Origin of the sequence: Gottfriedia acidiceleris (genome assembly GCF_050457485.1) — a bacterium.
Lineage (GTDB): Bacteria > Bacillota > Bacilli > Bacillales > Bacillaceae_G > Gottfriedia > Gottfriedia acidiceleris_D.
This window is the reverse complement of record NZ_JBCMJM010000010.1, coordinates 25684-49670: the sequence shown is the minus strand read 5'-3', so window position 1 is coordinate 49670 and position 23987 is coordinate 25684. Positions and strand designations below refer to the sequence as shown.

The window sequence follows — 23987 nt, the reverse complement described above, 5'->3', positions numbered from 1 at the left end:
TAAAAAAGGATAGTTTTATTTACTATCCTTTTTCATGTTTACCTGCTTATTCTTTTTTAAACTGATGCCTTCACTCTTCTATTGTTCGATTTTAATTCCTTAAATTTATAATATAACTTAGCATTTCCATAGAAAAAAATTGATGTTAATCCACCGTTTTTAACAATTCCTTTCTTAATCCCTTTCATTTCGTCTTGGCCTACCAATTTTTTATCAGCCAAGTAAATTCCAAGCAATCCTTGACAAATCATTCGATGAAAACGATAGTCTTTTAAATCTTTTAAAGCTTGATCACTTTTAGTGGAAAAATACTCTATTCGATTTAACATGACTTCTTTAGAAGGGTAATAACTACAAAAATTTAAATCCCCACCTTCTTCGTCTTCCTTTTGATCAATTACATAATCTAGTAGTATATGAAGACCTTGAACATATGGAAAATAACTCTTATAAACTTGTTCAAATAATTCTTTAGAAATCACTTCATTAAACGAATAAGAAACTAAACAAAAAATACCTAGAGTTGAACCTGCGCATGCAGAAAATTCATACCATTCTAAGTCAGAAAGCTCTGGTTGATATTTACTAAACCAATTCGTTAGTCTAGGAACTCGCTCTTCTTTTTTTACATGCTTATGTATTTGTAGCTTACAATAATAATCAGCAAGCTGAACTAAATACTCTTTAATTCCCTCATAATGCTTGGATTGGTTTAAGCTGCTATGACATTTCTCGACTAAAGCACGCAAATATCCACCATCATCTTGTTCTTCTCGGAAGCGATAATACATTTGATCTGATTTTTGACATTTTACTGCATCAATCATCGACTCATGTAGTGCTTCAAAATCAACTGGATCAAGCGAAGTACTACGATCACATAAATTATCTAAGTAATCACTAATCGTTTGATATGCAACGATGAACTCAATTATTGGTTTTAATTTTTTTTCAGAAAGTAATGCTAAAATTGCACCACCCTGACAATGGAATGTTTTAGTATCGATACTCATTAATGCTTGTTTTCTAAGTTCAGGATCGGGTATTGTCGTCGCAAAATTTCTCCAATAGTTTAATTCCTGATGCACAATAGGAAACACAGTCATAAAAACTTTCGGTACTAATTGTATTGGATTTTTAGGTAGTGACATTTTTTCACTCCTCCCTATTTTCATTAATTACATATTGGTAAAATAAGTTATACTCATATTGAAGTAAATATTATGGAGGTGAACTATGTTGCCTTGTTGTTTAGACAATTTCAACTAAACAATCAATCGTATTTTTTATATGCTTGGCAACGGTATAGTATGATATTACCATACAAAGGGAAGCAACCCAAAATCGAACCATCAGCTTTTATCGCTTCAACTGCAACTGTTACCGGTTCTGTCACAATTGGGGCAAATAGTAGTGTATTTTTTGGTGCAGTAATCCGTGGCGACGTTAATGATACAATCATTGGAAATGATGTAAACGTTCAAGATTTATCTGTTCTTCACCAAAGTCCAAAATGCCCTCTAATTTTAGAAGATGGCGTAACAATTGGACATAGTGTTATTTTACATAGCTGTACAGTTAAAAAGAATGCATTAGTTGGTATGGGTTCAATCGTTTTAGACGGTGCCGAAATCGGTGAAGGTGCAATGATTGGTGCAGGTAGCCTAGTTCCAGGAGGAAAAGTAATACCTCCTAACACATTAGCGTTTGGTAGACCTGCTAAAGTAGTACGTGAATTAACAGAGGAAGACATCATTGATATGGATCGAATTCGTAGAGAATATATTGAAAAAGGACAATTCTATAAAAAGGTAGAAGAAGAAAATCAGTCAAAATAATTAAGAGCGAATTTGAAGATTTAACTATAAATCAATCGTTACTTTTTCCACACTGAGAAGGGATTCATGCCTTCTCTTTTTATTTTCCTGACCTTGTTTCCTTTTGGTCTGCTCTGAATCTATTTTAAGTTTATTTCTTTCAATTTTAGTGCTTTCTGATCCATTTTTTTAGGATTAACTGTCTTATTTGCAGTTTGAGCGATTTTGCATTCTCAGACAAATGTGACGATCTCAGCGTACCTTATTCATCCCTGCTCCGATTCGTTTAATAAAAATTTACATATCTAAATTATTCATTTACAAAAGCTTCTATTTAAATCCATAAACCCTTTTTATAATGAAGTTACAAATATCAACATAATGGAGGATGAAAAATGAGCGCTATTCTTCAAAAGATTCACACATATGAATGTCAACTGTTTTATCGCGTTAATTCATTGTTCCAGAAGCGTTACTTGAATTTTTTCTTTCGTAATATTACACATCTTGGCGGAGCTACTTTTACAATTGCATCAGCACTTATTTTATTACTTTATTCCAAAGGTGAATTGCATGAAGCATCAATCTTATGTTGTTGTACCCTTTCTCTTAGCCATATTCCTGTTCATTTTCTTAAACGTTTTTATCCACGTAAAAGACCTTACCTAAAACTAGAAGGTACTTTTGTTCTAAAAAATCCTTTAAAAGATCATTCCTTCCCTTCTGGTCATACAACGGCAATTATTTCTGTTGCACTTCCTATTATGATTTATTTACCTTTTACAGCATTTATTTTACTTCCTTTAGTTTTGTGTGTCTCTTTCTCTCGAATTTATCTTGGCTTACATTATCCAACAGATGTGTTTTTCGGAATTTTACTTGGTATATTTACTACATTTATTTCACAATTTTTTATCTATCATTTGTAAGGAGGAGAAGTTATGAGAGTAGCTATTTTTACAGACACCTATATTCCTCAAGTGAATGGTGTTGCCAAAACCTTAAATCGATTTACAAATTACCTAAAAGATCATGGCCATTCATATCATGTTTTTGCGCCTGAAGACTACGGTTTATCATCGACACAAGAAGTAACAAGATTAAAATCTGTGCCATTTAAAATTTATCCAGAATGTAAAATTTCTTTTCCAAACCTTTCTAAAATGAAAAAGATGCTTAAAGAATTTAATCCTGATATTATTCATATCGCAACGCCATTTACGATTGGATTAAGTGGTCTCCATATTGCTAAAAAAATGAAAATTCCTTTAGTTGCTTCATACCACACAAATTTTGATCACTACCTTCAGTACTATAACTTAACGTTCTTAGAAAATATTTTATGGAAGTATTTAGATTGGTTTCATAAACCTACTCAAAAAATTTTTGTTCCTTCGAAGGATACATTCAATCATTTAGAGACAAAAGGTTTTAACAATCTCTCTATTTGGACCCATGGCGTTGACTGTTCGATCTTTCGTCCAACTTTGTATCATAATGAAATTAAACAAAAATATAATATTACTTCTAAATATACGGTTTGTTTTGTCGGCAGAATTGCACCCGAAAAGGATTTAGAAACCTTATCGAAAATAATAAACTACACTAAACAACGTTTTAACAAAAATTTAACTTGGTTAATCGTTGGAGATGGTCCCAAAAAAGAGGAAATGATTAAGAAAACTGGTACTGATCAAATTATTTATACAGGCTATCTTCAAAAAAAGGACTTAGTTGAAATTTATGGTGTGTCTGATTTAATGGTCTTCCCTTCTGATACTGAAACATTTGGAAATGTAGTACTCGAAGCAATGGCTTGTGGAACACCAGTTATTGGTGCAAATGCAGGCGGAGTTAAAAATATAATTAGAGATTATTCAACAGGTGTCCTTTGTGAGCCCCAAAATACATCTTCATTTTGCCAAGCAATTGAGGATTGCTTACATGGAAGCGAGATGTTAAAGCATATGTCAAAAAAAGCAAGAGACTATGCATTAACACAAGATTGGAATAGTATCTTTAAAAAATTAGTACAGGAATTTGAGCTAATCTTTTCACCACAACCACCGATCCTAATATCTAAGAAAGCTTAAAAATTTTTCGGAATTTTTATTTTCTGAATATTTTAAATAAAACAACAAAAACATTATCAATCAGTAACTCCTCAATCATCAACTTATGTGAATAATGAATAATTCAAAAACAAACAATATATATTGAGTAGTTACACTAGCGACTATTGTACAGTCGCTTTTACTTTTTCGTACGTACTTTTTTAATTTGTAAAATTAGGAGGACAATAGATGAATATTTCATCGTCAAATAATTTTCAACTTTATGGTTTTAACAACTTAACGAAATCTTTAAGTTTTAATATGTATGATATTTGCTTCACAAAAACAAAGGAAGAACGTGAAGCATATATTCAGTACATTGATGAACAATATAACGCTGACCGTTTAACAAAAATATTAACAGAAGTTACACATATAATTGGAGCGCACATTTTAAATGTAGCAAAACAAGATTATGATCCTCAAGGAGCAAGTGTTACGATTCTCGTTTCAGAAGGTCCGGTAGATAATCCTTCATCTGAAACTTTTTCCGAATCACCTGGCCCGTTACCGGAGCTAGTAGTAGCTGCTTTAGATAAAAGTCATATTACTGTTCACACCTACCCAGAATACCATCCGGATGATGGAATTAGTACGTTCAGAGCAGATATTGATGTATCTACTTGTGGAGAAATTTCTCCCTTAAAAGCCTTAAACTATTTGATTCATCAATTTGATGCCGATATTATGACAATTGATTATCGTGTTCGAGGATTTACTCGTGATGTTAGCGGTTATAAATTATTTATTGATCATGATATAAACTCAATCCAAAATTACATTCCTCAAAAAATAAAGGACATGTATCAAATGATTGATGTGAATGTGTTCCAAGAAAATATTTTTCATACGAAATGTAAGTTGAAACAATTTAATTTAGATAATTATCTTTTTGGCTACACAAAAGAAAAATTAGACGCGGATGAAATTTCACAAATAGAAGAAAAAGTTAAGTATGAGATGGATGAAATCTTTTACGGTAAAAATTTATGGAATGGTCCTGATGTGGAGGATATTGATGGATGATGGATCACAGTAAAACACCGCTTTTAACTGAATTAGTCCGTTATGCTAAGGAAGATATAACAAGCTTTGATGTTCCCGGGCATAAAAGAGGTAATTCACTCGAGGAATTAAGAGAGCTTTGGAGTGATATGGCTCTTAAAATGGATGTCAATTCTTCAAAGCGTGTTGATAACTTATCGCATCCAACAGGTGTAATCCAAGAAGCCGAAACTTTATTAGCAGATGCCTTTCATTCAGATAATGCTTATATGTTAGTAAATGGTTCGACTTCTGGAGTTCAATATATGATTATGAGCGCCCTTGAACATGGAGATAAAATTCTCCTACCAAGGAATGTACACAAATCCGCAATAAATGCATTAATCTTAGCAGGTGCTAAACCAGTATTTATTGAACCAGAAATCGATTATGAGTATGGAATTGTAAATGGCGTTTCAGTAAAATCTGTTCTTCATGCCCTAGATTTAAATTCGGATGTTAAAGCTATCCTGATTATAAATCCGACCTATTTTGGGGCTACTTCAGATTTAAAACAAATTATCGACATTGGTCATTCCAGGGGGATTCCTGTTTTAGTAGACCAAGCCCATGGTGCTCACTTTTCGTTCCACCCTGATTTACCAACTAACGCTGCCCTACTTGGTGCTGACCTTGTTACCCTTAGTTTGCATAAAACCGGTGGTGCTTTAACGCAAGCATCAGTTCTACTACATAATGAGGGGATCATTACTAAAAATAGAGTTCGATCTACAATTAATTTATTTCAAACAACATCTGCTTCCTATTTACTTATGTGTTCAATCGATGTTGCAAGAAAAAAATTAGTTTTAGAAGGTCAAGAGCGTTTTGACAAATTACTCAATTTAACAAGAAAAGCTAAAGAAGAAATTAACTCCATAAAAGGATTAAGATGTATTACGCAAGATTCATATCGAAATGGAGTTGGCGTATTCGATTACGATGAGTTAAAACTCGTTGTTAAAGTTTCAGATTTAGGAATGTCTGGTTTTAAAGTATATGACATGCTTGCAGATGAATACAAAATTCAAATCGAACTTGCTGAACCTAATGTCATTTTAGCAATTATCTCCCTAGGTGATAATGAAGACACCATTCAAACATTAATTGATGCATTAAGGGATATTAGTGACCGATATTACGGTAAACTTCCGAAACTTGAAACAGATATAAGTGTTGCATTAAAAAATCCTAAAATGGTCATGACTCCTAGAGAAGCTTACTATCATCCAAAACGTATTATTTCAATTCATGATGCTAGTGGATTAATTAGTGGTGAATCAATCATGATTTACCCTCCTGGTATCCCTCTTTGTATACCTGGCGAACTAATTTCAACCGAATTGATTCAGCATTATCTTTATTTAAAATCAGAAGGAACGATCACAATCAACGATGATGATGATCCTTATATAATAAAGGTCGTCGATCGAAGTTTGGAGGAAAATTTAATGGATTTATGGTATACAGAGAATCACCAGGAAGATACGAAGTTCTCCATAAAGGTTCAAGAACATATTCATTCTGAAAAAAGTGAATTTCAACAAATCGATTTCTTTAGAAGTGAAACATTTGGAACATTCTTTACTCTAGATGGTTATATGATGGTGACTGAAAAGGATGAATTTATCTACCATGATATGATTACGCACGTATCAATGGCCGTTAATCCAAACATTAAAAAAGTACTAATTATCGGTGGGGGCGACGGTGGTACTGCACGTGAAGTACTACGATACCCAGGTGTGGCAGTTGTTGATATGGTGGAAATTGATGAGCGAGTAGTAAGGCTATGCCAACAATACTTACCTTTAACAGCTTCAAAATTAGATCAAGATAATCGATTAACCTTATATTTCGAAGATGGACTAAAGTTCGTACAAGAAGCTGATGAAGGTTATTACGATCTGATTTTGGTAGATTCAACTGATCCTATTGGACCTGGTGAAGGGCTTTTTACAGTTGCTTTCTATAACAATTGCAAACGAGTATTAAGTGAAGAAGGTATTCTAATTAACCAGCATGAAAGTCCATATTACGCTAGTTACGCACACGAAATGAAACGTGCACATTCCAAAATTAAAGAAACATTTCCGATTTCAAAAGTCTATCAATTCCATATGCCAACTTATCCATCTGGTCATTGGTTATTCGGATTTGCTTCAAAAAAATACGACCCAATTAAAGACATTAAAGCTGATGAATGGAATAAGCTAGGGATCGAAACAAAATATTATAATACAGACCTACATGTTGGGTGCTTTATGCTTCCTACTTATGTAAAAAAACAATTAGATAATGAAGAGTAAATAAAAAACCAGCAAGTGCTGGTTTTTTTGAATTGCAATTAAAAAGGCTGCCTCAAAAGTACTTTAACTCTAGAGGCAGCTACATTTATTTAAAGTACTTCATCATCCTTTGTTCCATTTAAAGTGAAACTTGCTGTAATGTTAGCATTTAAAGAATGAGCTACTGAGCAATATTTATCCTTTGATAATTTGATCGCTTTTCGAACTTTTTCTGTATCTAACTCTCCACCTAAAATATAATGCAAGTGAATGTCAGTAAATCGCTTAGGATGCTCCTCAGCTCGTTCACCATTTACTTCAATTTCAAATGAAGTTAGTTTTAATCTCATTTTTTCAAGGATTAATACGATATCAATCGCTGTACATCCTGCGACTGCATTAATTAATAGTTCTACTGGTGTAGGTGCACTATTGTCTCCACCTAAAGACTCGGCAGTATCCATTTTTATCTCATGGCCAGATGGTGCAATTCCTGAAAAGGCTAACTTTCCATCCCATTTAATACTTGTTTTCATTACCTATTTCCCCTCCAATAATTAGATCATTTCATCTATTATTTTTTCATTTCTACTACTAAATAATGTGAAAAATCTTTTGATTTTATTTTAATATCTTCTTCAATTATTTTTGCAGCATCACTAGCTTCCATTAGTTCTCCATTCACAATGGCATTTCCTTCTAATAAGACTAAATACGCTTGTCGATCCTTTTTTATTTCAAAAGTAATTTCTTCATTTTCATTTAATGCAAGCGAATAAATATTTGCATCTTGGTGAATTTTAATTGGGGCACTCCCTTCAATAGGAGATACCATATGATACCATTTTCCTTCTCTCTCTTCCCAATCTGATATTAAGTCACCGTAATTTGGAGTATGACTTGCTTTGTCAGGAATAATCCATAATTGAATTAATCTTAATAAATCCTTGCCCATATTGTGTTCACTGTGATACACACCTGTTCCTGCACTCATGTACTGAATATCACCACGTCCGATTTCATGTTTATTCCCCATACTATCAGCATGAGTTAAATTCCCATTAATGACATATGTTATGATTTCCATATCACTATGTGGATGAGTACCAAATCCTCTGTGTGCTTTAATTAAATCATCATTTAATACTCTTAATACACCAAAGTTCATATTACTTGGATCATAATAATTTGCAAATGAAAAATGATGAATTGTTTTTAACCAACCGTGATCAGCCTGACCTAATTGTTTATTATTGATTTTTTCGAACATAGTTTATCGCTCCTTCTGTTTTTTTATCTCTAATTCGAGATATTAATTAAAGAATAATACATCTAGATTACTTATTAATTCGTTTGTTTAATACGATAATCCCTCTATCATTTTACCGAGCTCTTAACTATATTGTACCAAAAAATATCTTTAATTCAAGATATTTTTTCGTAGAAAGTTTATTTAAACTTTCTATCCAACACTAAATATAAAAATCCATATGTGGCTTTGTTTGCTTATAATATTCAATCCGATCTCGCAGGATACCAGTATGAAATTCAAATTTATGTCCATCTGAATCAGTAAAATAAATTGAATTTTTATCTCGTTTATCTCTTTCACGACCGTTCAATATATTCACCTTAAGTTTAACTAATTTATCATACATTTTTTCAAAGGAGTCTTCGTCTATTGTAAAAGCCAAATGGGTATATGAATGATGAATTTCATTTCTAGGAATAGCTTTCTCTTCATTTAATGCAAGCCATATTCCATTCAAATCAAAATAGGCTGTTGTTCTACCTTTCACTAAGAGAGTTGCATCAAATACGTTTCTATAAAAGTCGATCGCTAAATCAAGATTAGATACTGAAAACAACAAATGATTGATTCCTTTAATCTCCATTTTTACTCCCTCATTTCATTGTTATTTATTAATGTTTTAGTAAATCCTCCATTCAAACCATTTCCCATGACCTTCCGTTTCACCAATTACTTCTTCATGCTTTATCCCATCAATATAATAGTCAAGATGTAGCATTCGGTCCCAAATATTGTTATAAATATGAAACACATCCCTATTTTCACTAATACCTTCAATAGTTTTTAGTAAACTTTCTTTTCCCTTTACCGGTATTTGATTTGCGACATGTGTATGAAAAATACATACAATTGAATCATTTGATAATTGGTTGACTACTTCTGGAAGGATTTTAATACCGTCTGCTTCTATTAAATTGATTTCAATTTCCTTCATACATATAGCGGCTTTTTCAAATAATTCTCTTCGTTCAAAATGCTCCGGCCAAATTAAAGCTTTTAACCACAAAAAATCTTCTTCACTTGATAAATCATTTATGTGTAAATCTATTCCATATCGATCTACAACTGGAGGCACTTCGTCTAATAATGGGAGAATAGTTGGGTTTTTATCTTTTACCTCCGAATCGATAAGAACATTCGATTTTATATTCCCATAAATCGATTCGCTTGAGCTATAAGAATATTTATATTGATCAAATAATAGTTGAAGTCCAGCACTAGTTCCTATTTCTATTAACGAGATTGGTTTATTAACCTTTTGATAAATGTAGGAAAAGCATGGATAAAGATATGCACATCGTCTAACTTCATTTGTTTGAACAATTTTCGTTTGAATAAGCTGAATAATCTCGTTTCTAAATTTTTCACAAAAATCCTGAAAATATGGATAGGAATCTTCTACTTTCTTTGGTGTTTTTACTAGACTTGGATAGAACTCTCTTAAAGGATGATGCTTACCATTCATTAATAAATAATGAATCGAACCTAATAATAAATTTGGAATAGGCTGACCATCTTGCGCAAAAGTACATAAATCAAGAATCTTTTCGTCTTCTGCAATTTTTAATGATAAATATTCATATAATCTACTAGAATTTTCACATTCATTTATTGCAAATTGCGTAAAACGTTTCTTCAGCTGAATATTCATATTAATCCTCCTTACTATTTTTATTTTTCAAACTTCTATTTACAAAATTTTACCATTAGTTATAATTTCTTTATTGTACTACTTACTCTTTGAATCTTAAATAAATACTTTGGAGTGATTAATTGATGTCCAGACCAAATTCAAACGAATATAATCCACATTTTAAAGGTTATATTGAGCTAGTTCCTGAAGGGGACTTACAAACTATTTTGAAGAAGCAACTAGAGGAATCAATCAGTTTTTTTAAAGCAATCTCTAAAGAAAAATCCGAATATCGATATGCGGAAGGGAAATGGAGTATTAAGGAAGTTCTTGGACATTTAGTAGATACTGAAAGAATAATGTGCTATCGTCTTTTGGCAATCGCAAGAGGGGATCACAATCCTTTACCATCTTTTGATGAGAATGCCTATAATGAAAATGCAAATTTCAACCGACTTGAGCTAGAACAAATTATTTATGAATATCAAACTGTTCGTCAAGCGACTTTATCTATGCTAGAAAACTTATCTAATGAAACATTAGAAAATGAGGGAAATGTTCTAAATCACCCAACGACACCCCGTGCTATTGCTTATATTATTGCAGGTCATGAGTTACATCATTTAAAAATCATTAATGAACGATATTTTTAAATTAGAAAGAGCAGGACAATCCTTTTCCTGCTCTTCTTTGTATACTTGCTTTTAAGCAAATCTATTCTGTAATCGATTTACTTCTGCGATTACTTTTTCTTCATCAATTGTTAAACTAATACGGTCTTTTACAATTGCTTTCCCATCAATGAAAACATCACATACATCGCTACCACGTGCAGCGTATAGTAAGTGTGAATAGGCATTACTTAATGGTTGTAGATGCTCTTTATCAAATGGATAAATTGTAATAAAGTCTGCCTTTTTATTGACTTCAAGTGAGCCAGTATGTCCCATTCCTATAGCTTCTGCGCCACCTCGAGTAGCCAAAGTTAATGCAGTTTGTGCTGAGAATTTTGTCGCATCTTTATACATTCCTTTTTGTAGCAGTGCTGCTATTCTCACTTCTTCAAACATGTCAAGATTGTTATTAGATGCTGTACTATCTGTAGCTATACCCACTTTTACTCCGGCGTCTAATAAACTAACCACATCAGCAACCCCAGAGCCTAACTTTAAATTACTAATTGGATTATGAGCAACTCGTACATCATATTCCTTTAATATCGCTCTTTCTTCATCATTTAGAACTACACCGTGAGCCATTACTGTCGGCTGATTAAATACACCTAATTGGCGAAGATGTTCTACAGGTCGGTTTGAATAACGAGTTTCAATATCTTGAATTTCATAATCTGTTTCAGATACATGAATGTGCATCATTAATTCATTTTCTTTTGCAATACGTGCACTTTCAATTAAAGCTTCTGGTGTACATGCATATGGACTATGAGGTGCAACCATCGTTGTTAGACGGCCATCAGCAAACCTTTTGTAGTCTTTTGAAAATTGCTCAGCACCTTTAAGATTCAATCTTTGCTCTTCTTCTGTTCCAAAGCTAAATATTGAATATGAAAATGCTCCTCTAATTCCAGTTTCACCAATTGTCTCCATGACAACATTTGGATCGATTCCATTAGGGTTAAACATATCTGAGAATGTTGTAGTTCCCGATTTAACCATTTCTAAAATACCAAGCTGTGCACTTACAGAAGCAATTTCAGTTGTATATTGTCTTTCAATTGGCCATATTTTAGTTTCTAACCAAGGCTTTAGCAGCATGTCATCTCCTATACCACGTAAAAGCGTCATAAGAATATGAGAATGTGTATTTACAAGTCCTGGCATTACCCATTTCCCTTTAAGATTAACTACTTGATCCGCGTCATTCATTAGCTCATCAGAACGATTTCCGACATAAGTAATAAATTGATCTTGTACGATCATCATACCGTTATCAAAGATTTGGTTTTCCTTATCCATTGTAAAAAAAGTAGCATTTATATAGACTGTTTTCATTATTTTTTCCTCCCTAATCATTTTCAAAATTGTGCTAAAATAAAAAAAAATCCTGATTACGAAGAAGGATGTAATAAATTACATTCTTTTTCGTAATCAGGATTTTACGGTTCCTGGTAGAGACCCTCATACCATATCAATGAGGTTATACATTTTTGTATGTTGTTATATTAAAATATAATATACGATTAGTAAGTATTGTTCAAGGATTTCTATAATTTAACAAAAATAAGCATAGCCTAATCGGGATTCCTCCCTCTCTAATCTAATTTCCCAAGTATTTTTATGATTTTGTGCATTGAGTAGTCTAAATCAAGTAAGTCTTCCTCATCAAGCTGTCGGATCCGTTCACAAAAAATATGATAAAATTCTTCCCATCGTTTTGTGACAACTTTTTTTCCTTTTTCAGTAAGTATAATTTTTACACTTCGTTTATCATTCGGATCTTGAATTTTAGATACATATTCTTTTTCTTCTAATTTCATAATTAATGGAGTCATTTGCTGTTTAGAAATGCTTATATTTTGAGCTAGCTCTGTAATTGAAATTCCATCTACTGTTTGAAACAATTCTTCTAGTATATGACTTTGTAAATGAGTTAGCTCGGACTGCTTATTCTTTAAAGTATGTTTAGAGCCCGGCTTGTTAAACTTATTAAAAACTAGAGGAAGTAGTTGGATAAACTTCTCTGCGATTTGATTTGGATTTGAATTCATTTTATTACATACCTTTCTAGGAAAAAATTTCTAAATTGACATATAGTAAATAAAAGTTTATTATTTATTTGAGATATAATTCGATAATATCATAATTATATAAGTTAATCCAACTTAGTAAGTAAATAAATATTTACTATTTAACTAAAGGAGTGGTGTAGATGAATTCAACTGGATTAATTTTTGGTATCTATCCCCTTAGCGTAGCTGGTACACCTATAGGATTAGCTACTGGTCCAGATGATAATTATGTAAAAATAGCTTCTGCACTTAAAGAGCTACAGGGTAATACTAATCAGCTTTTACCAAGAATGTATGCTGTCTATATGGGACCTGAAACAGAAGAAAGAGTATTTAACGCTCTAAATCGATATAAAAACGCAGGTTTATTAGGTGATTTAACAATTGGGTGCCTCATGGATCCAAGCCTATCACTGGATTATTGGTTAAATTTTGTACGTAAAGTAATTAAAGAGTATGGTACCTTCCTTGATTCAATTCAAATCACGAATGAGCCTAATTTATCATTTATGGATGGCTCCAAACCATATGTATTAGAAGCGCTTGTACAAGGCGTTCTAACTGTAAAAGAAGAAATTGAAAAAAGCAATTTACCTATTAAAGTTGGATTTGGCTCGGTTCCTGAGGGAGAAAAAACAATTCCATATTTTTGGGAAAATTTAATGAAAATTGGTGGGGACGAATTAATTCACTCAATTGATTATGTAGGTCATAATTTTTATGTGGATGTATTTGAGGAACCATTAAAAATTGAGCAAGTTTCTGTTTCAGTAGAAAACATACTACGTAAATTTCGAGAAACATTGGATCGTAATGGTTTCCCGTCTACTCTTCCAATCCACATTACAGAGAATGGATGGCCTACAGGCAAAAATCCATTTATACAAATCGAAAGGTCATACAAGCAACAATCAATCGTACTTGAGGTAATTATTCGAACAGTCTATTCACTGCGCCAGGAACTAAATATTACTCATTATGAATTTTTTGGTTTAAGGGATGCTGATAGTTCAAAAGACGATCTATTTCATCAATTTGGAATTATGAAGGACGATTATACTATTAAGCCTGCTTATCTTACCTTTAAAAAATTAATAAGTGAATTAAGCGAGTAAATCAATTACTTCTTTAAATTTGAATGAAGTTAGTCAATTCGTTAAGACTAAAACAACGAGAGTTCCACCTACTTTCTACTATATATATGGAGGTAATAAAATTGAGCAAAAAAAATAACCCCATCAGAAACGAAGAGCAAATGAAAATACAAGCAGACCTTAATAATCTCGATCCAGGCCATTCCGTGGATGAGCACCGTAAAATTGAAACAGCCAATATAATATTAGCTGGAGAAGAAATCAGACAGCAAAATGAAAATCTATAAAAGAAATCCCTCAAAAGTTGATTTTGAGGGATTTCTTTGTGTAGATAAAAAGTTCGCTTATATTCCGAGACGAAAGAATAACTACAAATGATAATAAGCACCGCATATAGAGGCGAAGCAACAAAGAAAGTGACCATTTGTCAACAGTCTGAAATCCCTCGAATGTTAATAACGACATTCCCCTTCTTATGCCCTTTTTCTACGTAACGATGTGCTTCAACAATTTGTTCAAGCGAGTACTGTCGATCAATAACAGCTGTTAACTTATCTGCTTCAATAAGTGCTTTTATATAGTTTAAATCTTCATTATTCATATTTGCTATACCAAGTATGGCTTTTTTATTACTAATTAAATTACTCCATATAGCTTGAAAATAAACTGAAAGCTTCCATACAGCACTTAATAAATAGACGCCATCTTTGTTAAGCAATCTTTTACAATTAGAAAAGGAACTTTTACCTACCGTATCAAAAATAATATCATAAGTTTTCTTACTCTTAGCTAGATCTTCATTTGTATAATCGATTACTTCATTTGCGCCTAAAGCTCTTACCAATTCCAAATTTGATGTACTACATAATGCGGTAACTTCTGTACCAAAATATTTAGCTAGTTGGATTGCATATGTTCCAACACTTCCTGAAGCACCATAAATAAGTACTTTTTGTCCATTTTGAATAATACTTCTCCTTAGAAAGTGTAATGCAGTAAGCGCTCCAACAGGAACAGCTGTAGCTTGCTCAAATGACATATTTATTGGTTTTTTAGCTAGAACACTTTCCTCATGTAAAGAGATATATTCAGCATTAGCTCCAAAAGTAAATCCACTATATCCAAAAACTTGATCACCTGTTTTAAAATTTCTTACGTTTTTGCCAACTGTCACGATTTCTCCTGCAAGCTCACAACCTGGTATTTGATTTTTTGGTTTAGTAAGGCCAAACATAAGGCGTGAAGGCAGCCAATACATAAAAGGAAAATCAGAGCTTCGAAGTTTTACATCTCCTGCGGTCACAGTTGTTGCGTGTATTTTTATTAATACTTCATCATCTTTTATTTTTGGTTTTTCAACTTCTTTTATTTGTAGAACTTCTGGTGGACCATATTTTGTACATATAATCGCTTTCATAGGTTCCTCCATTACAAACTTTAATTTAGTCATTTAAACCTATGAAAAATGATTTTTAAGTATACCTATATGTAGAATAAAACAGTATGATTCTAACTAAACAAAAAAGACTGAATATAGCATATGCCATATTCAGCCTTAATCATTTTATTATAGACCTGCTTCAGTTTTTAAAACTTCTGCTTTATCAGTACGCTCCCAAGGAAGATCGATATCTGTACGGCCAAAGTGACCATAAGCAGCAGTTTGTTTGTAAATCGGACGACGTAGGTCAAGCATTTTAATAATTCCAGCTGGACGTAGGTCGAAGTTGTTACGAATTACTTCAACTAATTTTTCTTCTGAAACTTTACCTGTACCAAAAGTATCAATAGCGATTGAAACTGGTTTAGCTACACCAATTGCATATGCTAATTGAACTTCAGCTTTATCAGCTAAGCCAGCAGCTACGATGTTTTTCGCAACGTAACGTGCAGCGTAAGCAGCAGAACGGTCAACTTTAGTTGCATCTTTACCAGAGAATGCGCCACCACCGTGACGAGCATATCCACCGTAAGTATCAACAATAATTTTACGACCTGTTAAACCAGCATCCCCTTGAGGTCCACCGATTACGAAACGACCTGTTGGGTTGATAAAGAATTTTGTGTTTTCATCAATTAACTCAGCTGGTACAACTGGTTTAATTACAAGTTCTTTAATATCATTTTCAATTTGAGCTTGAGTAGCTTCTGGACCATGTTGTGTTGATACAACAATTGCATCAATACGAACTGGTTTGTTGTTTTCATCATACTCAACTGTTACTTGAGTTTTACCGTCTGGACGTAAGTAAGAAACTGTTTCATTTTTTCTAACTTCAGTTAAACGGCGAGCAATTTTGTGAGATAATGAAATTGGAAGTGGCATTAATTCAGGTGTTTCATTAACAGCAAAACCGAACATTAAACCTTGGTCTCCTGCACCGATTGCTTCAATTTCTTCATCTGTCATGCTACCTTCACGAGCTTCTAACGCTTGGTCTACACCTAGAGCGATATCTGCTGATTGCTCATCGATAGAAGTTAAAACTGCACATGTATCTGCATCAAATCCGTATTTTGCACGGTCATAACCGATTTCACGGATTGTTTCGCGAACGATTTTTGGGATATCTACATAAGTAGAAGTTGTAATTTCACCTGCAACAAGTACTAAACCTGTTGTAACTGAAGTTTCCGCTGCTACACGAGCATTCGGATCATTTGCTAAAATTGCATCAAGAATTGAATCTGAAATTTGGTCACAGATTTTATCTGGATGTCCTTCTGTAACTGATTCTGAAGTAAATAAACGACGTTGTGACATTGAGTCCCCTCCTAAATTGAATTGACGGATCTCTTTTTTCTCAACATAAGAATAAAAAGTTTGTTCCTATTCCTATGTTTCCCATTTAAGATAAAGATAACTCAGTGTAAATTACGAAATTGCCACTGTATTGAAGTTTTGAGCAAAAAAAAAGCCTTCCTCTTATCAAATATTACATGAGGAAAGGGTTCTTGGTTATTTGCCTTTCGCTCTTATCGTCCAAGACATAAAAAAAGTCTTGCATCAGGTTCAGCACCTTTCACTAAAAGTGAGGTTGCTGGGCTTCGTAGGGCCTGTATCCCTCCACCTACTCGGGATAAGAGAGTATCCGTATGAAAAGTATCATATTAAAAATTCACTTTCTTGTCAACAATTTTCATCATAACTTAGACATAATTCTACAATAACTTTATCTCTACATTCATTTCAATTTAATGGGAAATTACTAATTAATATACTTACATTTAAATAACTTACTTCATTTAATAAGTAAATTTTACTCAAATTTATTTTTTAATCAAATTCATAACACATTTTGCTAACTAATAGTATACACTATTAAAATAAATGTGTTATACTATTTATCGAGATACCTACATGGCAGACAAATTATATTTAAAGGATGGTATTAGTATATGAAGACAGTTGATGTAAACTTTGAATTAAACGAATTACTTACTAGTAATCAAGTGTATAACCAACTAAGCGTTTCTGAGTTAGTTGAAAAAGTCCTAACAAGACAAGAAGGAATTTTAACGTCAACAGGAGCAGTTAGCGTTTCAACAGGCAAATATACTGGACGTTCACCTAAAGATAAATTTATTGTTAAAGAGGCATCTGTTGAAAGTTTAATCGATTGGGGTTCAGTAAATCAACCAATCTCTGCTGACGTATTCGAAAAATTATATAGCAAAGTACTTAACTACTTAAAAGATCGTAACGAATTATTCTTATTTAAAGGATTTGCTGGTGCTGACACGGAGTATCGTTTACCTATCCAAGTAATTAACGAATTTGCATGGCACAACTTATTTGCTCATCAATTATTTATTCGCCCAACTGAGCAAGAGCTTCAAACTCATGAAGCAGAGTTTACAATTGTTTCTGCTCCGACATTTAAAGCAGACCCTGTAGTTGATGGAACAAATTCAGAGGCATTTGTTATTGTATCATTTGAAAAGAAAATTATTTTAATTGGTGGTACGGAATATGCTGGAGAAATGAAAAAATCTATTTTCTCAATCATGAATTTCCTATTACCACAAAATAATGTTTTACCAATGCACTGTTCTGCTAACGTTGGTAGCGAAGGCGATGTAGCATTATTCTTTGGACTTTCAGGAACTGGTAAAACAACATTATCTGCAGATGCAGACCGTAAGCTAATCGGTGATGACGAGCACGGCTGGTCAGATAATGGCGTATTCAATATCGAAGGCGGTTGCTACGCTAAATGTATCAATTTAACATTTGAAAAAGAGCCACAAATTTTCTCTGCAATTAAATTTGGTACAGTTTTAGAAAATGTAGTTGTTAAATCTGATAGCCGCTTAGCTGACTATGATGATACAACTTTAACAGAAAATACTCGTGCTGCATACCCAATGCAAGCAATTCAAAATATCATTGAGCCAAGCGTTGCTGGACATCCACACGCAATTATCTTTTTAACTGCTGATGCATTTGGAGTATTACCTCCAATCAGTAAATTAACAAAAGAGCAAGCTATGTACCACTTCTTAAGTGGATTTACTAGTAAATTAGCAGGTACTGAGCGTGGTGTTACTTCTCCACAAGTAACATTCTCAACATGTTTCGGATCACCATTCTTACCGCTTCCAGCTGTAGAATATGCAAAAATGCTTGGTGAAAAAATTGAAAAACATAATGTAAATGTATTCTTAGTAAACACTGGTTGGACTGGTGGAGAATACGGCGTAGGTAAACGTATGAATCTTTCTTACACAAGAGCAATGGTTCACGCTGCACTTGAAGGTGATTTAAATAACATTGAAACTACACAAGATGAGTTTTTCGGTTTAGCAATTCCAACTCATGTACCTGGTGTACCTGATAGCGTATTAGTTCCTTCAACAACTTGGGAAGACAAATCAGCTTATGATCAAAAAGCTCTTGAATTAGTAACTAAATTCAAAGAAAACTTCAAAAAATTTGAAGGCTTTGATGCTAAATTAGCTGAACTTGGTGGTCCTTTAAAATAATCTAATAAAGTAAGATGTAAGGGCTGTTCAAAAAGTCGGGGTTTCTGACTTTTTGGCAGCCTTTTTTTATTTAACAATCTCCAGATAACTCATTAAAAGGAAATTATTCACATTTAAAGAATAAGATTAAAGTAATTTTAAATTTAACTGAACATCATTAATAATCACCAGTTTTTAATCGAATTAGATGGAGGATTAAAATGAAATGAGATTAAAGATATTAACGCTGATTTTTTCATTTACTGCAATTTTATTAACTACCTTTTTTTTATATAATACTGGTTCCTCGTCTAAAAAATTAGATAAGCATGATTCACTATCTTCTAGAGAAAGCGAACCAAATATTGAATCATTATCCAAAAGATATTATGAGATCAAAGATTCTGTGGATAATCAATTACTGTATGGAGTTGATTATTATTTGGTCGTATCAGTACCAGATCGTTATAAAAACGATATAAAAAATGCTCGAATAGAAATCCTACTACCTAAAAAAGTCCAATCAATATTTGGAATCAGTATTGAAGAAATAAATCATAATGAAGTATATGAAATCATAAATGGTAGAGCCGTTTTTAATCTCTCTAGTTCTATTGCTACTTCAAATATAGCAATAGACCAAAAAAATTATATTAAAAATAATAATGATCTCTACACTATAAAAATTTATTCTAATAAAAATAAATTAATAAAAAGCGATGTTATAAAGGTACAAAATTTTAATAAGAATTGAAAAAATTACATAAAAAAATGAGCCAATCTTCGGCTCATTTTTTATTTTTTATCAAAGTTAATTAGAATCTTATTTTTCAGCTGGTCTATTCCCCATAGAAATAGAGATACGATTCCAACTGTTAATTTGATTGATTATGAATACAAGATTTACATATTCTTCTTCGCTAAAGTGTTTACTTACACGATTATATAGTTCTTCAGATACACCTTTATTCGAAATTTGTGTAATATGCTCAGTTAACTCTAAAGCTACTTTTTCTGCATCTGTGTAAAAATCGCAATCTCTCCATGCACTAATACAGTATAAACGTTGTTCCGTTTCTCCTATTTCTCTCGCTTCAGAGGTATGCATGTCAAGGCAAAATGCACAACTATTTATTTGTGAAGCGCGAATTTTTATAAGTTCACGAAGTTTATGGTCTATACCAGTTGATTTAATAAACTTTTCCATTTCCATCATTATTTTAAGTGCTACTGGTGCTAATTTTGAATAATTAATTTGTTTTTCCATTTTAATTCCCCCTAAAAAAGTTAATTCTAAAAATAATTGAAGTAATTGAAGTTTTTGGAAATATCAAATTGTCGACAAAGTTAATCGCCGATTTATATTATCTATATTAAATCGTTTATTTCATTATGTCAAACTTCTTTTTAACTTTGTATTGCTCCTAAAAGTAAATGTTTGACAAAGAAATAAAACATTTCTAAGATTAATTAAAAATAATCTCATTTATGAAGAAGGTGTTTTAATGCAGTATAGCGTTGGAGTTGAGTATGCACTTCACTGCCTTGTTTATCTTATTGACACTCCTGAAGATTCTCCGATTGGAATAAAAGACCTATCCTTCTTTCAAGGTGTTTCAGATACATATCTTTCAAAGATTTTTAGTAAGCTTTCTAAGGCCGGTATTGTCAGTTCAGTTCCAGGAGTTAAAGGTGGATTTAAACTAGCTAAATCTCCAGAAGAAATTTCTTTTTGGGATGTAATTGAAGCAATTGAAGGTTCTAAGCCTATATTTCAATGTAAAAATATTAAAGATAACGGCTATCTTTTTAGAGAAAAAGGTTGTACTCCAAGTGCCACCTGCACAATCAATTTAGTGATGCTCTCTGCAGAAGAAAAAATGCATGAGTATTTACGCAGTAAAACACTGTCATGGTTAAACAAAGAATTAGAAAGTGTTTTACCTAACGAAATACGTGAAGATACTCAAAAATATTTTTCAAAGAGTAGATAAAAACCTCTCTAATTTCCTAAAAAGGAAGTAAGAGAGGTTTTTCTTTATTTAACCATCTTTTCCTGTTCAACCTAGATAAACCATAAGTAACCGAGCGATTTTAGCACTGAGTACTCCGCATTCACCCATTTTCTCCTATTGCATAGGCTAATTGTATATTTTCGATTAGGAGGGATTAAATGAAAATCAAATGGCTCGTTATTTTGTTTTTATTAGTTGCTTCTATTTTAGGTGCATGTTCGAAAGATAAACCTAAAGATGGTACCACAAAGGTGAGAGTTGCAGAAGTAACGCATTCATTATTTTATGCACCTCAATATGTGGCTATTAGTGAAGGAATCTTCAAAAAGCATGGATTGGATGTTGAAATAACAACTACTGCTGGTGGAGATAAGACTATGACTGCTGTATTGTCAAACGGTGCAGATATAGGATTAGTTGGGCCAGAAACAACTATATATGTATACGCTCAAGGTGCAAATGACCCAGTAAAAAGCTTTGCCCAATTGACTCAAACTGATGGAACTTTTCTTGTAGCTAGAAATCAAACTGTACCATTTAATTGGGACCAACTAAAAGACAAAACATTTTTAGGTCAAAGAAAAGGTGGAATGCCACAAATGGTTGGCGAATATGTCCTAAGTAAACATGGGATCGATCCACATAAAGATTTGAACCTTATTCAGAATATTGACTTCGCAAATATCGCGAATGCATATGCTTCAGGTACTGGAGAGTATGTTCAATTGTTTGAACCTACAGCAAGTATTATGGAAAAAGAAGGAAGAGGTAAAATCGTTGCTTCATTCGGCTTGGAGTCTGGAAAAGTTCCTTACACTGCTTATATAGCAAAAGAAAGTTATTTAAACAAGAATGCGAAAACAGCTCAAAATTTTACAGATGCAATTTATGAAGCTGAACAATGGGTTGATACTCATTCTGCAGAAGAGATTGCAAAAAGCGTTGCACCATTCTTTAAAGATACTCCTTTAGACATTTCAATAAAAGTTATTGATCGTTATAAGTCTCAAAATTCTTATTCAACAAATCCAATATTAGAAGAAGATGAGTGGAATAATCTTCAAAAGATTATGAAGAACTCTGGTGTATTACCAAAAGAAGTTCCACACTCAGTTTTAGTTGATACAAAATTTGCCGAAAAATCTACGGAGAAGTAGTAGGTTAACAAAATGAGTTATCTAACAGTTAATAATATTTCTCATGTATTTTTATCGAAGGAAAAGGCAATTAAAATATTGGATGGCTTAACGTTTGAAGTTGAAAAAGGTGAATTTGTATCTGTTTTAGGTCCAAGTGGCTGTGGAAAAAGCACACTTTTATCGATCATTTCTTCATTGCTTACACCATATGACGGTTCAGTAAAGTTTAAAGGTAAGCCTTATGATATAAAATCGGGGGAAATTGGTTACATGCTTCAGCATGACTATTTATTCCCTTGGAAAACAATTAAAGAAAATATCTTTCTAGGTCTTCAGATTCTAGATAAGGATTCCGAAGAAAATAAAAATCGAACGCTAGAATTGCTAAATGAAGTTGGATTAAAGGATTATGAAAATGCGTACCCAAGAGAATTATCAGGTGGGATGAGACAACGCGTTGCATTAGTGAGAACTCTTTCTACAAGCCCTTCAATTGTATTATTAGATGAACCATTTTCCGCTCTAGACTATCAAAATAAAGTAAAGCTTGAAGAATTAGTTTTCAATTTATTTAAGAAGTTAAATACTACTGCTATCTTAGTAACTCACGATATTGAAGAAGCGGTAGCTATGTGTGATCGGGTTATTACCCTAACAAATGCTCCTACAAAAATATCAGAAATTTTCAATTTACCAGAAGAATTACGTATTCGCTCTCCTTTTGAAACACGACACAAATCACTCTTTTCTTCTTATGTTTCTGCGATTTGGAAGGAGTTGGAGAAACGTGGATAAAGTAAATGACGAACTAAAATCCTATCACGCCAGTATCGTCAAAAAAAATCGCCGTAAAAAGCTACTCATATTTTTCTTCCAACTATTAATTATTATTATCTTTTTTATAGTTTGGGAGCTTTTAAGTCATCGAAAACTAATTGATCCATTATTGTTTAGTTCACCTACTAAAATTTACGATTTACTCATCGCAAAATTGGGAGATGGCTCCATTTATCATGATGCTATGACTACAATCACTGAAACACTCGTTGGATTTATTTTAGGCACAATTATCGGGGTCGTTCTAGCAATCATCCTTTGGTGGTATCCATTTGCCTCAAAGGTACTTGATCCATTTTTAGTAGTCTTTAATGCCATGCCAAAAGTCGCGCTTGGACCAATTATCATTGTAATTTTTGGTCCCTCATATTCGTCCATAATTGCCATGGGGATCATAATAAGTTTTGTCATAACAGCGCTGGTTATTTATCAAGCCTTCTTACAGGTAGATGAAAATTATGTAAAAGTCATTAAAAGTTTTGGAGCTACAAAATCTCAAATCTTTAAAAATGTCATCTTTCCTGCTAGTATACCTACCGTCATTTCAACATTAAAAGTAAATGTCGGATTAGCTTGGGTAGGAGTGATTGTCGGAGAGTTCTTAGTTTCAAAAAACGGACTTGGCTATTTAATCGTTTATGGCTTCCAAGTATTTAATTTCACTCTTGTTCTAATGAGTGTATTAATCATAAGTGTATGTGCTGCTTTGATGTATATTATTGTTGAATATATTGAGAGAAAAACAATAAAGAAATAATTTGGTGTAATATGAGTTAAAGCTCACCTAATATAGTGAGCTTTTTTCACGTTGTTTTACCTTCCTCATGAGGAACCTGTTTTCTTTTTTTAGCTGTTTTCTTCCTCATGAACCCTTTATGAGGAACCTATTTTCTTTTTTGCGCTGTTTTACTTCCTCATGAATCCTTTATGAGGAACCTATTTTCTTTTTTGCGCTGTTTTACTTCCTCATGAATCCTTTA

24 protein-coding genes and 2 riboswitches are annotated in these 23987 nt (G+C 32.7%); of the genes, 14 read left to right on the top strand and 10 right to left on the bottom strand.

Annotated features, from left to right (window positions below; all coding sequences use genetic code 11):
- Positions 1 to 56: 56 nt before the first annotated feature.
- Positions 57 to 1151 carry a tetraprenyl-beta-curcumene synthase family protein gene (locus tag ABEY15_RS11795; protein WP_429890258.1) on the bottom strand — a complete coding sequence of 365 codons (1095 nt, stop codon included), beginning with the start codon at positions 1149 to 1151 and terminating at the stop codon, positions 57 to 59.
- A gap of 159 nt (positions 1152 to 1310) precedes the next feature.
- Here ABEY15_RS11795 and ABEY15_RS11790 point away from each other — a divergent pair, with 159 nt between their 5' ends.
- The 5 genes from ABEY15_RS11790 (at position 1311) to speE (ending at position 7284) form a co-directional block, all read left to right on the top strand.
- The gene (locus ABEY15_RS11790) at positions 1311 to 1838 is read left to right on the top strand and encodes a gamma carbonic anhydrase (RefSeq protein ID WP_429890359.1); all 528 of its coding nucleotides are present in this window, start codon (positions 1311 to 1313) and stop codon (positions 1836 to 1838) included.
- A 374-nt stretch (positions 1839 to 2212) separates the two neighbouring features.
- Complete coding sequence (locus tag ABEY15_RS11785; protein WP_129691210.1) at positions 2213 to 2746, top strand: phosphatase PAP2 family protein; 534 nt, start codon at positions 2213 to 2215, stop codon at positions 2744 to 2746.
- A gap of 12 nt (positions 2747 to 2758) precedes the next feature.
- Complete coding sequence (locus ABEY15_RS11780) at positions 2759 to 3910, top strand: glycosyltransferase family 4 protein (RefSeq protein WP_429890257.1); 1152 nt, start codon at positions 2759 to 2761, stop codon at positions 3908 to 3910.
- A 210-nt stretch (positions 3911 to 4120) separates the two neighbouring features.
- Positions 4121 to 4957 carry an adenosylmethionine decarboxylase gene (gene speD / locus ABEY15_RS11775; RefSeq protein ID WP_069034739.1) on the top strand — a complete coding sequence of 279 codons (837 nt, stop codon included), beginning with the start codon at positions 4121 to 4123 and terminating at the stop codon, positions 4955 to 4957.
- Entirely contained in the window at positions 4954 to 7284 is a 2331-nt protein-coding gene (speE, locus tag ABEY15_RS11770) for a polyamine aminopropyltransferase (RefSeq protein WP_429890256.1), read from the top strand. Before speD ends, speE begins: the two co-directional genes overlap by 4 nt.
- 89 nt (positions 7285 to 7373) lie before the next feature.
- On the opposite strand, the gene ABEY15_RS11765 is transcribed toward speE, so the two are convergent.
- The 4 genes from ABEY15_RS11765 to ABEY15_RS11750 all read right to left on the bottom strand — a co-directional run bounded on the left by ABEY15_RS11765 (position 7374) and on the right by ABEY15_RS11750 (position 10232).
- Positions 7374 to 7799, bottom strand: a complete 426-nt coding sequence (locus ABEY15_RS11765) for an OsmC family protein (RefSeq protein WP_097979296.1) — start codon at positions 7797 to 7799, stop codon at positions 7374 to 7376.
- A 38-nt stretch (positions 7800 to 7837) separates the two neighbouring features.
- Complete coding sequence (locus ABEY15_RS11760) at positions 7838 to 8533, bottom strand: pirin family protein (protein ID WP_429890255.1); 696 nt, start codon at positions 8531 to 8533, stop codon at positions 7838 to 7840.
- Between the two features lie 202 nt (positions 8534 to 8735).
- Positions 8736 to 9158 carry a metallothiol transferase FosB gene (gene fosB, locus ABEY15_RS11755; RefSeq protein ID WP_429890253.1) on the bottom strand — a complete coding sequence of 141 codons (423 nt, stop codon included), beginning with the start codon at positions 9156 to 9158 and terminating at the stop codon, positions 8736 to 8738.
- 36 nt (positions 9159 to 9194) lie between these two features.
- Entirely contained in the window at positions 9195 to 10232 is a 1038-nt protein-coding gene (locus tag ABEY15_RS11750) for a DUF2332 domain-containing protein (protein WP_429890358.1), read from the bottom strand.
- A 119-nt stretch (positions 10233 to 10351) separates the two neighbouring features.
- Here ABEY15_RS11750 and ABEY15_RS11745 point away from each other — a divergent pair, with 119 nt between their 5' ends.
- On the top strand, positions 10352 to 10861 hold the full coding sequence (locus ABEY15_RS11745) for a DinB family protein (RefSeq protein ID WP_429890251.1): 510 nt from the start codon (positions 10352 to 10354) through the stop codon (positions 10859 to 10861).
- A gap of 51 nt (positions 10862 to 10912) precedes the next feature.
- Here ABEY15_RS11745 and ABEY15_RS11740 read toward each other — a convergent pair whose 3' ends face one another.
- Positions 10913 to 12238, bottom strand: coding sequence for an amidohydrolase family protein (locus ABEY15_RS11740; protein WP_429890356.1), 1326 nt, complete (start codon positions 12236 to 12238; stop codon positions 10913 to 10915).
- Between the two features lie 55 nt (positions 12239 to 12293).
- Positions 12294 to 12393: riboswitch (purine riboswitch) on the bottom strand.
- 87 nt (positions 12394 to 12480) lie between these two features.
- Positions 12481 to 12936 (bottom strand): MarR family winged helix-turn-helix transcriptional regulator, encoded by a 456-nt coding sequence (locus ABEY15_RS11735; RefSeq protein ID WP_429890250.1) that lies wholly within the window; start codon positions 12934 to 12936, stop codon positions 12481 to 12483.
- Between the two features lie 161 nt (positions 12937 to 13097).
- Between ABEY15_RS11735 and ABEY15_RS11730 the strand changes: the two genes are divergently transcribed.
- Together ABEY15_RS11730 and ABEY15_RS11725 are read left to right on the top strand one after the other, a co-directional pair.
- Positions 13098 to 14072: a hypothetical protein gene (locus ABEY15_RS11730; RefSeq protein ID WP_429890249.1), complete on the top strand. Its 975-nt coding sequence runs from the start codon at positions 13098 to 13100 to the stop codon at positions 14070 to 14072.
- Positions 14073 to 14173: 101 nt separating this feature from the next.
- The gene (locus tag ABEY15_RS11725; RefSeq protein WP_175403511.1) at positions 14174 to 14338 is read left to right on the top strand and encodes a hypothetical protein; all 165 of its coding nucleotides are present in this window, start codon (positions 14174 to 14176) and stop codon (positions 14336 to 14338) included.
- A 140-nt stretch (positions 14339 to 14478) separates the two neighbouring features.
- Here the strand turns inward: ABEY15_RS11725 and ABEY15_RS11720 are convergent, their stop codons facing one another.
- Both ABEY15_RS11720 and metK read right to left on the bottom strand, forming a co-directional pair.
- The gene (locus tag ABEY15_RS11720; protein WP_429890248.1) at positions 14479 to 15468 is read right to left on the bottom strand and encodes an NAD(P)-dependent alcohol dehydrogenase; all 990 of its coding nucleotides are present in this window, start codon (positions 15466 to 15468) and stop codon (positions 14479 to 14481) included.
- Between the two features lie 150 nt (positions 15469 to 15618).
- Positions 15619 to 16815, bottom strand: a complete 1197-nt coding sequence (metK, locus tag ABEY15_RS11715) for a methionine adenosyltransferase (protein ID WP_056473295.1) — start codon at positions 16813 to 16815, stop codon at positions 15619 to 15621.
- A gap of 209 nt (positions 16816 to 17024) precedes the next feature.
- Positions 17025 to 17138: riboswitch (SAM riboswitch) on the bottom strand.
- A 312-nt stretch (positions 17139 to 17450) separates the two neighbouring features.
- Between metK and pckA the strand changes: the two genes are divergently transcribed.
- Complete coding sequence (gene pckA, locus ABEY15_RS11710; protein WP_429890247.1) at positions 17451 to 19037, top strand: phosphoenolpyruvate carboxykinase (ATP); 1587 nt, start codon at positions 17451 to 17453, stop codon at positions 19035 to 19037.
- Between the two features lie 205 nt (positions 19038 to 19242).
- A complete protein-coding gene (locus ABEY15_RS11705) occupies positions 19243 to 19770 on the top strand; it encodes a hypothetical protein (RefSeq protein ID WP_429890246.1) in 528 nt (175 codons plus the stop codon).
- A gap of 69 nt (positions 19771 to 19839) precedes the next feature.
- Here the strand turns inward: ABEY15_RS11705 and ABEY15_RS11700 are convergent, their stop codons facing one another.
- Positions 19840 to 20283 carry a carboxymuconolactone decarboxylase family protein gene (locus ABEY15_RS11700; protein ID WP_429890245.1) on the bottom strand — a complete coding sequence of 148 codons (444 nt, stop codon included), beginning with the start codon at positions 20281 to 20283 and terminating at the stop codon, positions 19840 to 19842.
- A 238-nt stretch (positions 20284 to 20521) separates the two neighbouring features.
- Here ABEY15_RS11700 and ABEY15_RS11695 point away from each other — a divergent pair, with 238 nt between their 5' ends.
- The 4 genes from ABEY15_RS11695 (at position 20522) to ABEY15_RS11680 (ending at position 23764) form a co-directional block, all read left to right on the top strand.
- Positions 20522 to 21010, top strand: coding sequence for an RrF2 family transcriptional regulator (locus ABEY15_RS11695; RefSeq protein ID WP_429890244.1), 489 nt, complete (start codon positions 20522 to 20524; stop codon positions 21008 to 21010).
- A gap of 179 nt (positions 21011 to 21189) precedes the next feature.
- Complete coding sequence (locus ABEY15_RS11690) at positions 21190 to 22188, top strand: ABC transporter substrate-binding protein (RefSeq protein WP_429890243.1); 999 nt, start codon at positions 21190 to 21192, stop codon at positions 22186 to 22188.
- A gap of 12 nt (positions 22189 to 22200) precedes the next feature.
- Positions 22201 to 22965 (top strand): ABC transporter ATP-binding protein, encoded by a 765-nt coding sequence (locus ABEY15_RS11685; protein WP_429890242.1) that lies wholly within the window; start codon positions 22201 to 22203, stop codon positions 22963 to 22965.
- On the top strand, positions 22958 to 23764 hold the full coding sequence (locus ABEY15_RS11680; protein WP_429890240.1) for an ABC transporter permease: 807 nt from the start codon (positions 22958 to 22960) through the stop codon (positions 23762 to 23764). Before ABEY15_RS11685 ends, ABEY15_RS11680 begins: the two co-directional genes overlap by 8 nt.
- Positions 23765 to 23987: the final 223 nt, after the last annotated feature.